The sequence below is a fragment of the Pseudomonas sp. FSO-7 genome, from assembly GCF_059579345.1.
Window position 1 is genome coordinate 598156 of sequence record NZ_CM184193.1, and the last position, 14173, is coordinate 612328.

The 14173-nt window shown below is 61.3% G+C and carries 9 protein-coding genes; 3 read left to right on the top strand and 6 right to left on the bottom strand.

What is annotated here, in order from left to right:
- Positions 1–91: 91 nt before the first annotated feature.
- Positions 92–586: a DUF2165 family protein gene (locus AC515T_RS02595; RefSeq protein ID WP_496531326.1), complete on the bottom strand. Its 495-nt coding sequence runs from the start codon at positions 584–586 to the stop codon at positions 92–94.
- A gap of 270 nt (positions 587–856) precedes the next feature.
- On the opposite strand from AC515T_RS02595, the gene AC515T_RS02600 reads away from it, so the two are divergent.
- From AC515T_RS02600 to AC515T_RS02610, 3 genes are all read left to right on the top strand, one after another.
- The gene (locus AC515T_RS02600) at positions 857–2911 is read left to right on the top strand and encodes a type VI secretion system Vgr family protein (protein ID WP_496531327.1); all 2055 of its coding nucleotides are present in this window, start codon (positions 857–859) and stop codon (positions 2909–2911) included.
- Entirely contained in the window at positions 2908–3639 is a 732-nt protein-coding gene (locus AC515T_RS02605; RefSeq protein ID WP_496531328.1) for a DUF4123 domain-containing protein, read from the top strand. The genes AC515T_RS02600 and AC515T_RS02605 overlap by 4 nt, the downstream gene beginning before the upstream one ends.
- 81 nt (positions 3640–3720) lie before the next feature.
- The gene (locus tag AC515T_RS02610; protein ID WP_496531329.1) at positions 3721–4560 is read left to right on the top strand and encodes a 23S rRNA (adenine(2030)-N(6))-methyltransferase RlmJ; all 840 of its coding nucleotides are present in this window, start codon (positions 3721–3723) and stop codon (positions 4558–4560) included.
- Positions 4561–4701: 141 nt separating this feature from the next.
- Here AC515T_RS02610 and msrA read toward each other — a convergent pair whose 3' ends face one another.
- From msrA to aceF, 5 genes are all read right to left on the bottom strand, one after another.
- On the bottom strand, positions 4702–5349 hold the full coding sequence (gene msrA / locus AC515T_RS02615) for a peptide-methionine (S)-S-oxide reductase MsrA (protein WP_496531330.1): 648 nt from the start codon (positions 5347–5349) through the stop codon (positions 4702–4704).
- Between the two features lie 84 nt (positions 5350–5433).
- A complete protein-coding gene (locus tag AC515T_RS02620) occupies positions 5434–8127 on the bottom strand; it encodes a putative bifunctional diguanylate cyclase/phosphodiesterase (RefSeq protein WP_496531331.1) in 2694 nt (897 codons plus the stop codon).
- Positions 8128–8308: 181 nt separating this feature from the next.
- The gene (locus tag AC515T_RS02625; RefSeq protein WP_496531332.1) at positions 8309–9700 is read right to left on the bottom strand and encodes an alkaline phosphatase D family protein; all 1392 of its coding nucleotides are present in this window, start codon (positions 9698–9700) and stop codon (positions 8309–8311) included.
- 1060 nt (positions 9701–10760) lie between these two features.
- Positions 10761–12062: an IS4 family transposase gene (locus tag AC515T_RS02630; protein ID WP_496531333.1), complete on the bottom strand. Its 1302-nt coding sequence runs from the start codon at positions 12060–12062 to the stop codon at positions 10761–10763.
- A gap of 459 nt (positions 12063–12521) precedes the next feature.
- Positions 12522–14162, bottom strand: a complete 1641-nt coding sequence (aceF, locus tag AC515T_RS02635) for a dihydrolipoyllysine-residue acetyltransferase (protein ID WP_496531334.1) — start codon at positions 14160–14162, stop codon at positions 12522–12524.
- Between the last annotated feature and the right edge of the window lie 11 nt (positions 14163–14173).

Below are 14173 nucleotides of genomic sequence, written 5' to 3' on the forward strand. Positions count from 1 at the left end.
CGATGAGGTGTCACATTCAGCATCCAGGCAAGCTGATACGCCGCTATCGCGAGCAGGCTCGCTCCCACACTGGATCTTCAAAGGACGCACATCACTTCACCTCGGTGTCAGGCTGATTGAGAAAGATCAACACGCCCAAAATCGCCATATAGAACCTGAACGCAGCGTCCTGGCCATTCCAGATTTCTGATTGCCACATCAGGAACCATTCGCCGCCAACCACCATGAAACCAAAGAACCAGACGAAGAAGCCCACCGTCAAACCGATGATGGTCCAGCGCTTGGCGCGGGCGAACACCTGGGCTTCGGCCTTGCGCACCTGCCACAGTTTCAGCGCGCCGTAGCCCAGAAGCCCCGCCGTCAGCGCCTCGCCGAGGATGATCAGCCAATACGCGCCATGCCACATCCAGGGTTGATCGATGGCGCGATACCGGGCGGCATTGTTGGGAAAGGTGGTGTCCATGCTGAGTACGTGCTGGACGAAATTGAAGTTGGAGCGATAGTCCGTGATGTTGTTGAACACGGTCAGGAAGGCGAATGCGGCAAGTGCCAGGGTCATTGCGATTTTTGCGTAGCGTGTCGTCATGCCATGCGTCCTTTGCTTTCTTTTGCGACCTGGGCACGTTATCACGCCCACCACCGCCCAGAGATCGACCACGTTGCAAGAAACGGCTGATTCATGTGTAGGACGGTTACGGTTGGCCGCGATGCTTCGAATGTCTATCGGAAAACGCATCACGCTTTGCAGTTTTTAGCTTCTTGGTTGTAGGGCAAATCTGTTTTTTCCTGGTCATCAATACACGTCCCCTAGTGCTCGTGCAGAATCGCCCGCCTCCCTTCAGCAGAGGCACATCGGATGTTCCCGCCTGCCAACCCACCGCGTTTCACCCTGACGCTCGACAGCGGGCCGAATGAACTCAAGGTGCTTGAGTTCAAGGGCCAGGAAACCATCAGCCAGCCCTATCGCTTTGATGTGGAACTGGTCAGCGAGCGCTGCGACCTGGCGCTGGAAGAACTCCTGCATCGCCAGGCATTCCTGCGGTTCGATGGCCGGGGAGGGGGCATACATGGTCAGGTCTACAGCGTGGCCCAAGGCGATTCGGGCAAGCGCCTGACCCGTTACCAGGTCTGCCTGGTGCCGCGCCTGGCCTACTTGCGCCACCGCATCAACCAGCGGATTTTCCAGCACTTGAGCGTGCCCGATATCGTCGCCCGGGTGTTGAAGGAGCATGGGATCCTGGAGGGCGCCTTCCAGTTCACCCTCGGTGGGCGCTACCCCGAGCGTGAATACTGTGTGCAGTACGGCGAAAGCGACCTGGCGTTCATCGAGCGGATCTGTGCCGAAGTCGGTATCCACTATCACTTTCAGCATCGCCCCGACGGCCATCTGCTGGTGTTCGGTGACGATCAGACCGGGTTCCCCCGCCTGCCCGAATCGACGCTGTACCTGCCGGACAGCGGCATGGCTGCCGATGCGCCGGCCATCAAGCGCTTGGCGGTGCGACTCCAGACCCGCACCACGGCCGTGACGTTGCGCGACTACGACTTCCGCAAGCCCGGCCTGTTGCTGCAAACCCACCTCGACAATCGGCAGCTCCCTGTGCTCGAGGACTATCGCTACCCCGGTGGGTTCTGCGACCGTGACGACGGCAAGCGCCTGACCCGGCATGCCCTTGAGCGCCACGGCGCCGATCAGCGCGTGGCGCAGGGCGGCAGCGATGACAGCACTTTCGTCAGCGGACACTTCATGCGCATCAAGGGGCACCCCCGGGAGCAGTGGAACGATCTCTGGCTCCTGACCCAGATCGATCATCATGGCCGCCAACCCCAAGTGCTGGAAGAAACAGCTTCCGCCGGCCCGGATGAATGCCAGGGTTATAAAAACACCTTTCTCGCCACGCCATGGGACGTCTTCTTTCGACCGCCCCAGCATCACGAAAAACCTCGCGCCCACGGTTATCAGTCAGCGGTGGTGACCGGGCCGGCGGACAGCGAGATCCATTGCGATGAATTCGGGCGGGTCAAGGTGCAACTGGCCTGGGATCGCGATGGCCAGGGCGACGAGCATTCCAGTTGCTGGCTGCGAGTGGCCGCGGGATGGGCCCATGATCACTATGGCGCAGTGATGATTCCCCGGGTCGGCATGGAAGTCCTGGTGGGGTTCATCGATGGCGACGTGGACAAGCCATTGGTGGTGGGTTGCCTGCCCAATGGCGCCAACCCGGTGCCGTTGGACCTGCCGGCGGACAAGACCCGCAGCATTTGGCGCAGCCAGAGCAGTCCCGGTGGGGGAGGCTACAACGAATTGCGCATCGAGGACCGCAAGGGGGCCGAGGAGATCTACCTGCGGGCCCAGCGAAACTGGACCCAGCATGTGCTGCATGACCAGCGGGTGCAGGTCGATCACGAGCGCAGCATCGTTGTCACCGGCACGGCGCGGCACGAACTCAAGGCCGATGAGCAGCGCGTTACCCATGGCCGGCGCCAGGCTGAAGTCCGCCAGGACGATCATTTGCTGGTCAGCGGCGAGCGGCATGTTCGCGTGACCAGCCAGGTGCTGAACGCCAGTCAGCAATTTCATGTCAGTGCCGGCCAGCAAGTGGTCCTGGAGGCTGGCGCCAGTGTGACCCTGCAGGCTGGCGGTCATTGGATCAACATGGGCGCCGGCGGGATTTTCAGTAGCGTGCCAATCGAGGTCGGTGGGGCGCCGATGGCGGTGATGGGGGCGGCAGCGGGTTCACCGGGCAGTGTCGGGAAGCGGGTCCCAGTGGCGGCGCCTCGGCTTTCCCTGGCGCAGATGCTCAGCTTCCAAGGCTCGGCGCCGTTCTGCGAAGAGTGTGAACGTTGCAGAAACGGCGTCTGCGTCCCCTTGGCCATTCACAAACCTGTCGATGTCCAGGAGCGCCCATGAACAGCGGTCAAACACCCCACGCTTGGCTTGAGAACCATCCGTTGCAGGCGTCCGAGCAACTGTTCGCCATTTTCAGCAACGCCAGCAGCGCCGGGGCGTTGTCTGCCTGGCGGCGTTCGATGGCCGCGACACCCACGCTGATCTGGGCCGACACGCCGTACGCCGAGTGGGAAGCGGTCATGCCCTATGTAGGGCTTGTTCGAGCAGGCAGTGAGTTTCTTGATTGGATAGCGGCCGCCGATTCGCTCGATTGGGGATGGTTGGCGGTGTCGTCCGCCAGCCAGGAAGCCCTTGCCGAGCATTTGCGTGGGCTCACCCAGGTGCTGCTGCCGGGTGGCAAGGCGGTTTTCCTGCGTTTTTGGGATGGGCGGTTCATGGGACCGATCCTGCAATCGACGGCGGTGGATGTCGGGGCACTCCTACCGGTCATCAATCGTTGCCTGATCAACGGTCAATCCTTTGAGTTCGTGGGAAACGTCCAGCGGCCGGCGCGGATTTTTCCTTGGTGGGAAGTGCCGGTGGCGCTGCTCGACGCCATGACCGAGGCGCCGACGGACTGTCTGTTGGATAACTTGCTCACGTGGCTGGGCGAAGAACATCCGGATCTGTGCGAGCGGCTCGACCACCGCATCCTGCGGCGCAAGATTGCTCACTTTCTTCAGCGATCGAAGCCGGTTGCCGCGCCAAAGGCGCCCTTGCTGGCGCACTTGCTGCGGGAGCTGGGCTGATCGTGGCGTGTCCGCCGGGCTGCCAACCCCTGACGTCCGACGCGCTTCAAGGTAAACTCGTCGCCCTTCGCAGGAGCCGCCATGAATTATCGCCACGCCTTCCACGCCGGCAATCACGCCGACGTGTTCAAACACCTGACCTTGACCCGCCTCATCGCGTTGATGTCGCGCAAGGAGCAACCCTTCGCCTACCTCGACACCCACGCGGGCATCGGGCTGTACGACTTGCAGGGTGACCAGGCCAACCGTACCGGTGAGTACCTGGAAGGCATTGCGCGGTTGTGGGGCGAGGGCGACCTGCCGGCGTTGACCGCCGATTACATGAAGGTGCTGCATGAGATGAACCCGGACGGGCAACTGCGCTACTACCCGGGCTCGCCGGAGCTGGCGCGGCGCCTGACTCGACCCCAGGACCGTGTGCTGCTCAACGAAAAGCACCCTGAAGACGGCGTGTTGCTCAAGGACAACATGAAGGGCGACCGTCGCGTGGCGGTGCACCTGGGGGAGGGCTGGCATGTGCCGCGGGCGTTGCTGCCGGTGGCGGAAAAGCGTGCGTTGATGCTGATCGATCCCCCCTTCGAGCAGCTTGACGAGATGCAGCGCTGCGCCGCCTCGCTCAAGGAGGCCATTGGTCGGATGCGCCAGACGGTGGCGGCCATCTGGTACCCGGTGAAGGACCAGCGGATGTTGCGCCGCTTCTACCAGGACCTGGCCGGCACTGGCGCGCCGAAGCTGTTGCGCGTGGAGCTGCTGGTGCACCCGCTGGCGACGCCCAACAGCCTGAACGGCTCCGGCCTGGCGATTGCCAATCCGCCGTGGGGGCTGGAAGAAGAGTTGCGTGAACTGCTGCCGTGGCTGTCGAAAAAGCTGGGGCAGACCCAAGGCGGGTGGCAGATGGATTGGTTGATCGCGGAAAGTTGAGTTTTGCTGGCGTCTGGAAGGGCGCCATCGCGAGCAAGCTCGCTCCCACACGGGTTCTGGGGTGTACGCAACATTTGTGTCCGACCCCGGCCCCCCCTGTGGGAGCGAGCCTGCTCGCGAAGCTTTTTCAGGACAGGGAGGTCAGATCGGGCAGGTCACGCCGGTCCCGCCAATCCCGCAATAGCCTTCCGGGTTCTTCGCCAGGTACTGCTGGTGATAGGCCTCGGCGAAGTAGAACGTCGGTGCTTCGTCGATTTCGGTGGTGATGGTGCCTTTACCCGCCTTGGTCAACTCGGCCTGGAAGACTTGCTCGCTGTGTTTGGCCGCCGCCAGTTGGGTCGGGTTGGTGGCATAGATCACCGAGCGGTACTGGGTGCCGATGTCGTTCCCCTGGCGCATGCCCTGGGTCGGGTTGTGCAGCTCCCAGAACATCTTCAACAGCTGCTCGTAGCTGACTTTCTCCGGCTCGTAGACCACCAGCACCACTTCGCTGTGGCCGGTAAGGCCCGAGCAGACTTCTTCGTACGTCGGGTTCGGCGTGAATCCACCGGCGTAACCCACCGCTGTACTGACCACGCCTTCGCGCTGCCAGAACTTGCGCTCCGCACCCCAGAAGCAGCCGAGACCGAAGATCGCGAAGTCCACGTCCATGGCAAACGGGCCCAGCAGGGGCGCGTCGAGGACGAAGTGTTTGTCCGGCACGGTCATCGGGGTTTCACGGCCAGGCAGGGCTTGTTCTTGAGTAGGAAGCACGTTTTTATTCACCAGGATTTCCGAGCGCAAGACCATTATCAGTCCTCTCAGTCAGATTGAATTGAGCGAAATAGACCGCCAGTGTGCCTCAGAAAAGCCGCCGCAAGCTATACGCTGCTGTCAGACAAGAGGCCCGCGCGGGTAGCGCTTGAGCTTTTCGATCAGCTCCGCGCCGGGGATTGGCCGGTCGAACAGGTAGCCCTGGCCGACGTCGCAACGGTGCCGCCGCAGGAACGCCAGTTGCTGGGCGGTTTCGATGCCTTCGGCCACGACCTTGAGTTTCAGGTTGTGGGCCATGGCGATCACCGCCGAGGTGATTTCCATGTCGTCCTGATTGTCCGGGATCTCATGGATGAAACTGCGATCGATCTTGATGATGTCGATCGGGAATTTCTTCAGGTAGCTCAGGGACGAATACCCGGTGCCGAAATCGTCCATGGCCAGGGTCAGGCCCAGGCGCTTGAGCTGGTCGAGCTGCAAGTGGGTGTCTTCGGTGGCTTCCAGCAGCAGGCCTTCGGTCAGCTCCAGTTCCAGCAGCCGGGCCGGCAGTTGTTCCTCCTTGAGGATGCTGGCGATGGAGGCGACCAGGTCGGGGTCGGAGAACTGCTTGGGCGACAGGTTGATCGCCACTTGCAGGTTGCCCAGGCCGGCGGCGGTCAATTGCTTGCTCATGCGGCAGGCCTGGCGCGCGATCCATTTACCGATGGGGATGATCAGGCCGGTTTCTTCAGCCACGCTGATGAACTGGTCCGGGCGGATCATGCCCTTTTCCGGATGATTCCAGCGCAACAGTGCTTCCATGCCCAGCAAGCGGCCGCTGCGCAGGCATAGCTTGGGTTGGTAGAACACGTCCAGTTCATTCTGGGTCAGGGCGCGGCGCAGGTTGTTTTCCACGAACAGCTTGTAGCTGGCCTCGGCGTTCAGCGCCTCGGTGAACACCTGGACCTGATGCTTGCCGTTGGCCTTGGCCTTGTGCAGGGCGAGGCCGGCGTTGCGCATCAGGGTCTGCGGATCGCGACCATGCAGCGGCGCGCAGGCCAGGCCCACGGAGCCGGTCACGCTGATCAGCTGGTTGTCGACGAACATCGGTTTGTCGAGGGTCATCAGCAATTGGCTGGCGATTTGCTGCCCGGCTTCCAGGCTCGTGTCGTCCAACAGCACGGCGAACTCGTTGCTGGCGAATCGCGCCAGGCTGCCGCTGGGGCTCAGGCTGTTGCGCAGGCGCCGGGCCAGGCTGATCAGCAGCTTGTCGCCGGTCTGGTGGCCGAGGCTGTCGTTGATGCGCTTGAAGTTGTCGATGTCCACCAGCAGCAGGCTGATGGGCGAATCACTGTCCCGGGCGAAGCGTTCGTCGAGGTTGCGAATGAACGCCGGGCGGTTGCCCAGGTTGGTCAGGTTGTCAGTGTAGGCCAGGCGCTCGATGCGCTGCTGGGCCAATTTGGTCTGGGTAATGTCTTCGTAGATGCCGATGTAGTGGGTCAGCTCGCGGTTGTCGCCGTAGACCTTGGAAATCGACAGCTGGCCCCAGTAGGGTTCCAGGTTCTTGCGCCGGCTCTTGAACTCGCCCTGCCAGCTATTGCTTTGAGCCAGCGCCGAGGGCGCGTCGAACAGCAGTTCGCTGAGGTTTTCCAGGGCCGGCAGTTCCGAGAGGCGTTGGCCGTGGACTTCCTCGGTGGTGTATTGGGTGATCGCGGTGAAGCTCGGGTTGACGTACTCCACCACGCCGTCGCAATTGACCAGCAGGAACGCGTTGGCACTCTGCTCCACGGCGCGCTGGAACAGGTGCAGGGCGCTGGTGGCGGTGCGTCGGTTGTGGTTGTTGATGACCTGGGCGAACTGGTCCGCCAACTCGCCGGCAAAGGCGATCTCATCCGACTGCCAGGCGCGAGTGACGCCCACTTGTTCCAGGCACAGCACGCCCACCACCTGGCCGTCGATGCGCACGCTGGCGTCGAGAATGGCATTGACGTCGCGGGCGCGCAGGCTCTCGGCCATCTCCCGGGTGCGCGGGTCGCGCATCGCATTGTGGGCGTCAATGGCGCGGCAAGTCTGCAGCGCCTCCATGTAGTCGGGAAACTCGTTGGCATCGATGACCGCCGGCAGGAAGTACTCCTGAGAAGCGCGGTTGTAGGCGGAAATCGGCACCAGTTTGCCGTCGTCCAGGTTCCAGATACTGGCGCTGTCGATCTGGTAGATGTCACAGGCGCTGCGGGTGATGAGTTCGGCGGCTTCGAGCAGGGAGTTGTTGGCGCTGTAGCGTTGACGAGTCAGCAGCAGGATCAGGTCCTGTTGGGCGCGTACCCGGTCCAGATGCTGGAGCTGTTCTTGCTGGGCGCGTTGGTTCAGTTCCAGGGCGATCTGCAGGCGCGAGTTCTGGGTTTCCAGGTCCAGGGCCGGCAGGGAAGGTTCGCTTTGCAGCAAATTGTCCACCACCAGCAGATAACCGCGCAGCAGGTGACGATTGTGCTGTTTGTAGGCTTCGCCCGTCTCCAGCACATTCATCGGGCCCTTGGCGGTGTGGAGCGTGTAGCGAATCTGGTAATGCGCGGCCTGGGCCAGTTGCTGCTGGATGGCGTCGTGCAGTTGATAGCGCGCTTCGGGTTCCATCAGGCTGGCGTAGGGCGAACTGACCAGCGAGCACAGTTCCACCGCCGGCAGGCCGAAGTGTCGCTCGCAGTTGGGGTCGAGAAACAACAGCGCCCAGCTAGCTTCATTCAGCCGTTCGAAACGCAGCATACCGAGCCGCGCGGGCACCGGTAACTGCGTCACTACCTCGGCCGCCATACGGCTGGCGGCATCGGGTTGGCTTTTCATGGGGAACTCGCTTCGAAAATGCTGATCGCGCCGGGCTGACGCCCTCGTTATTACGGATTGGCGCAAGGTTGCATCATTGCGGCACTGGCTGACAAGTGAGATGAAGGCCAAGTGCTATAAACCTTTTATCGGCCGACAACGGGATTTCTCCAGTCGCCAGCCGATCAGAGGGTATGGAAGTTCATCGCAGCGGGATATCGACCGTCTGCAAGGGCCTGCCGTCACGGTCGTGGAAGGTCACTTGAAGGCTCTGTGCCGTGACCTGCAGGCGGGCGAAGTTGTCCTGGCTCACCACTTCGCTGGTCAGTTCATAGCGGTATTCTGCGCTGTCCATGCGGGCCATGGGCCTGTGGAAAATAAAATCCGCGGCTTTTGCAAAAGGCAGCAGTTTGCTGTTGTAGAACGGCGAGGAAACGACGGTGTTGACCTCGAAATCAGGATCCTGGCTGTGACGCAGGCGGCTGGTCATGGAGCCGTGGACGTCACCCGAGATGAACACCACGTTTTTGATCCGATGGCGGCGGATGGTTTCCAGCAGGCGCAGGCGTTGTTCCGGGAAGGCCTGCCAGGCATCGCCGTTATTGCGCCGGCGGTCAGGGAAAAACATCACGCTGGTGACGACGAGCTTGACCCGGGCGGGGCAACTGACGAGCCATTCGAGCAGGGATTGTTCCTGGTCCGCGTCGAGGATGCGCCGATCGTCCGCCGACAGGTTGCGCTGCGTCCGGCTGTCGGTGACGAACCAGTGGATATCGCCATGGGCAAAGGTGTACCAGTAGCGGGTCAACGACTTGTTCAATGTTCCGTCGCTCGACAGTTCATGGGCGGGCCCGTGGCTGGCCTGGTAAAGCCCATAAGCGCTCATGGCATTGGCATACAGGACGTCGTCGTGGCCGGTTTTCCTGGCGGGCCAGTTGTCTTCGATTTCATGGTCGTCGAGGATCATGTAGGTTGGTGTGCCTGACATCAGCTTGCTGATGTGCGGCTGGCTAAATACCGTTCGGTATCTGAAAAGAATGTGCTTATAGGCCCGGTCCGGGCCGATGACATTCAAGTCATCGAGATAAACCTGGTCCCCGGTCATCAATACCGCGCTGATGGGTGGGTCGGCCTGTTCCACGATGCGATTGATGCCGGCAAAGGTGCGATCTCCAAGGCTGGGGAGTAACGGGGTGCTGGCGGCGATCCGCAAGTAGCGACATGAGCCCACGATATAGGCACGTGGCACATCGGGGTCATCGGCCGGCGTGCGCAAGCAATAGGTGTTCCGAGGCCATTGCAGCGGCAGTTCCTGGATGGTTTCCACGGTATGGGTCGGGCTCAAGGGGCTGAGCCAGCCGGCCTGGTATTCGTAGGCAGTGTCGGGTTGAAGGTCTTTCAACACGATGACATCGGACATGTCGCGGTAGGCCTTCAATTGGACGAAGTGCCCTTTGGACCAGCGTGTATCGCCTCGGCGCCGGTGGCGAATGCCGGCAAATACCCGGTTGTTGCCGTGATCGCCCCGCAGGAATATCCGGGCGTGATCCGTGGTCGTGTGCCCGACAATGGGGCCGACGGTAGGTTTGAACATGTTCGAATCCATTCGAAGTGTTAGTCGGTGGGTGCAGGCATCAAGTGGCCTGACGGTTTGATGCTAAAGCCCGGCGCGCCATAAATATCGATAGGGTAGGGGGCGCAGGTTGTGGGTAATGACCAATAGGGTGTGTAGTCATTTAAAACTTGTGCAGTAGGAAAAGTGCCGGGATGTCTGACATACCGCTATCGCGAGCAGGTTCGCTCTCACAGGTGATGTTGTTCACTAAGTCGTTATTGATGGTGTTTCGAGAGGCGTGGTTTGGTGTGTATATCCGTTTTTTGCGTAACGGCGGCTTAGGGTTCCGCTCTTACAGCGGGTCACTTTTGAAGAGCGCAAAAGTAACCAAAACGCTTTTGCCCCACCACTCGGCACCTCGCTTAGGCTCGGTGTGCCCTCACTCCGGCATTGCTCCGTGGGCCCGCCGCGAAGGGCCATCCATGGCCCAGCGCGGCTATCCCGGCATCCATGCCGGGATGCCCACTGCGCAATGCCTGCGTTCGGCCAGCGTGGTTTAACGGGGCGTCCAGATCAAGATCAAGAGCCAAAGCAAGAGCCAAAGCAAGAGCAAGAGCAAGAGCAAGAGCGGGGCACGTGCCGGCCCTATGTGGCTGAGCCACCGCTATCGCGAGCAAGCTCGCTCCCACAATGGGCCTGTGGTGAACACAAGACTTATGAACACCAAGATCACCTGTGGGAGCGAGCTTGCTCGCGATGAGGCCGGCACATCCAACATCACCGCAAACTGACCCTCCGCCTTCGCGAGCAAGCCCGCTCCCACCAAGAGCCAGGTCGGCTATCAGGCCGCCTCGCGGTGGATGTTGATCTCGGGCGCCCCGTTAACCACGCTGGCTGAACGAAGGTATTGCGCAGTGGGCAACCCGGCATGGATGCCGGGTTAGCCGCGCTGGGCCATGGATGGCCCTTCGCGGCGGCCCACGGAGCAATGCCTTCGTTCAGGCATGCCGAGCCTAAGCGAGGCACCGAGTGGTGGGGCAAAAGCGTTTTGGTTACTTTTGCGCTTCTCAAAAGTAACCCGCTGTAAGAGCCATCCCTTTCAAGGTCTTTTCGTTTTGGCGGCCTTGATTACCCGGTCCGTTGAAACATGTGCATGCACCGCAGTGCCTTGCACCCATGTTTTGGGTTTAGGCACCTTGGGGCCCCGGGGATTTTTCGCAACTTGTTTTGGTTGGATGTTTCTGGCCAGTTCCAACAAGCGCTGGGCCAGTTTTTCCAGAGGTATGACGGGAAAACATTCCGAGGGCAGCGCAATTTGCAGGCCTTCATAACCACTCCGGACCTGAACCGCCAAGTGATAGGTTGAGGCTTCCCAGCCGTCAGGCTGGGAAGCCTGATGGGCTTGCTCGACGCTTCGTTTGAGTACGGCCAGGACGTTGTAGGCCAACACCGCAGTAGCGAACCCGAGCAATGCAGCCTTTGGGCTACCAAGGGTTTCGATTTCACTTTCCAGGATTGTTTCCAGTCGCTGGAACATGCCTTCAATGCTCCAGCGGCGGCGATAGAGTTCCGCGATCTGCTGCGCGCTGATGCTTTCAGGCAGGTTGCTCCAGAACATCAAGCTGCTGTCACCCGAGTCTGTTGGCGAATGAAGCGTCAGTTCGACACGCCGACACTGATAACCGCCTCTGACCTGAATGATCTGCTCACGCACAGTGCCCGCGTCCACAGGCACGGGTTCTTGCCAATGCCCCTCTTGAATCAAGCGTGGATGCTTGGCTTGTTGACGAATGACAAAGGAGGTTTTGACCTGTTCGCAAGCCTCCATGACCGGGAGCGTGCAATAGAGTCGATCAGCCAGCCACACCTGGCCCGGCTCGGCATCGGCCAAGAGAGGCAGCACGCAAACACGCTCGCTTGCGTAGGCATCTTCACATGCCTGCAGGTCGATGACTTGATCCAGGTCGGGGTCGTAGACAACCACCGAAAACCCGGGCCGAGCGGCGCCGCGCTCGTGGCGTAAAGCCCCCAGTCGTTTCTCAGTGGATGCCAAGTGATTACCGTCCACCACCCGAACCTGCCAATCCGGCAGCATTGCCGTGCAACCCAACTCCTTGATGGTTGGAGCCAGGCGCTGCGCACAGCCCGTGACCAGAGCGCGCAACAGAGCGGGCTCGGTACGACTGATCTTGTCGTAGAGGGCCGCCAGGCTGACAGGAAGATCTTCCAGTTGCCGCGCCGCGGCGTGCAGGGATGGCTTCAAACCCAATGAAACAAGGGACATCAGCTTGATGATGGTCGAGAACAGTAGCTCACGAGAATACTGCCGTTGCCGATGTTCTTCGAAGACCTGATCGACCCACTCAGGGGCAATAGCGTGCTCCAGCGCCAATTTGGCCATAACGCTGGCAGGTGCTTTTTTCTCGAAACGCGCTAGAACATCGGCCCACATCGTTCTGGTATCCCTGATAGAAACTTCAGGGGATTTTACCTAAGACCTTGAAAGGGATGGCTGTAAGAGCGGAACCGCCAGCAGCCGTTACCGCAACAACGGATATACACACAACCTGCCCGGAAAAAGGCGAGTAGATTTTTTCCAAAAAACGGCGCTTTCCATTGCTGAAAAAACGCCATTTTTCCTAAGTGAACAGCACCCACAGGGGCTTCATCAGTTTCAGGTACTGTGCAGCACCGCAAATCCATTGTGGGAGCGAGCCTGCTCGCGATGAGGCCGGCGCACCCATCTGCATAGAATTCCGGGCAAAAAAAAGCCCCGCCAAACGGACGGGGTTGAGGTACGAGCGTGGCGCTCGGAAAACGGTGCTCCGAATGGCCCCCCCAAGGGGAGGGCCTCCCGGTGTTACAGCAGGATGGTGCGGATGTCGCCCAGCAAGTCGCTCAAGCGCTTGGTGAAGCGTGCAGCGGCGGCGCCATTGATCACACGGTGATCGTAGGACAGCGACAGTGGCAGCATCAGCTTCGGCTGGAAGGCTTTACCGTCCCAGACCGGCTGGATGGTGGCCTTGGAAACCCCCAGGATCGCCACTTCCGGCGCGTTGACGATCGGCGTGAAGCCGGTGCCGCCAATGTGGCCGAGGCTGGAGATGGTGAAGCAGGCGCCCTGCATGTCGTCAGCGGTGAGCTTCTTGTTCCGGGCCTTTTCGGCCAGGGCAGCGGCTTCGCCAGCCAGTTGCAGCAGGCTCTTCTGGTCGACGTTGCGGATGACCGGTACCAGCAGGCCTTCCGGGGTGTCGACGGCAAAGCCAATGTGCACGTATTTCTTGCGGATCACAGCCTTGCCGCTTGGCGCCAGGGAGCTGTTGAAGTCCGGCAGTTCCTTGAGCAGGTGCGCGCAGGCCTTGAGCAACAGTGGCAGCACGGTCAGCTTCACGCCGGCCTTTTCCGCCACGGCTTTCTGGGCGACGCGGAAAGCTTCCAGCTCGGTGATGTCAGCCTGGTCGAACTGAGTCACGTGGGGAATGTTCAGCCAGCTGCGGTGCAGGCTCGACGCACCGATCTGCATCAGGCGAGTCATGGCCACTTCTTCGGTTTCGCCGAAGCGGCTGAAGTCCACCGCCGGGATCGGCGGGATGCCCGCGCCGCCAGTGGCGCCTTCGGCCGGTGCGTTCTTGGCCTTCTGCATCATGGCCTTGACGTAGGCTTGCACGTCTTCCTTGAGCACACGACCGTGAGGGCCGCTTGGGCCGACGGCCGACAGCTCGACACCGAATTCACGGGCCAACTGACGCACCGCAGGGCCGGCGTGCACCTTGGCACCGCTTGGCGCCGGCGCAGCGGCGGCAGGGGCTGGGGCAGCCTCGGCCTTGGCGGCAGGCGCGGCGGCTGGAGCCGGGGCCGCTTCGGCCTTGGCCGCAGGCGCAGCAGCCTGGGCTGGCGCGGCGGGTGCCGCAGCACCGGCCACTTTCAGCTTCAGGATCAGATCACCGGTGCCGACTTCGTCTTCCAGCTTGATCTCGACGCTTTCCACCACACCGGCGGCCGGCGATGGGATTTCCATGCTGGCCTTGTCGGATTCCAGGGTGATCAGCGACTGGTCGGCTTCGACGGTGTCGCCGACCTTGACCAGTACTTCGATGATCTTGGCCTTGCCCGACGAACCGATGTCCGGGACATGAATGTCCTGGACAGTGGCAGCGGCAGGGGCCGCGGCGGGCGCGGGAGCCGCTTCGGCAGCCGGTGCGGCGGCAGGCTTTTCAGCTGCGGCCGGGGCAGCGGCAGGGGCGGGGGCTTCAGGCGCCGCGGCGGCGCCCTCGACTTCCAGCTCCAGCAGCTCGTCGCCTTCTTTCAGGCGGTCGCCCAGCTTCACTTTCAGGCTCTTGATGACACCGGCCTTCGGCGCAGGCACTTCCATGCTGGCCTTGTCCGATTCAAGCGTCAGGATGCTCTGGTCGGCTTCGATACGGTCGCCGACCTTCACAAACAGTTCAATTACTTCACCTTCACCGCTGCCGATGTCAGGTACGCGAATGAGTTCGCTCACGAAAATTCTCC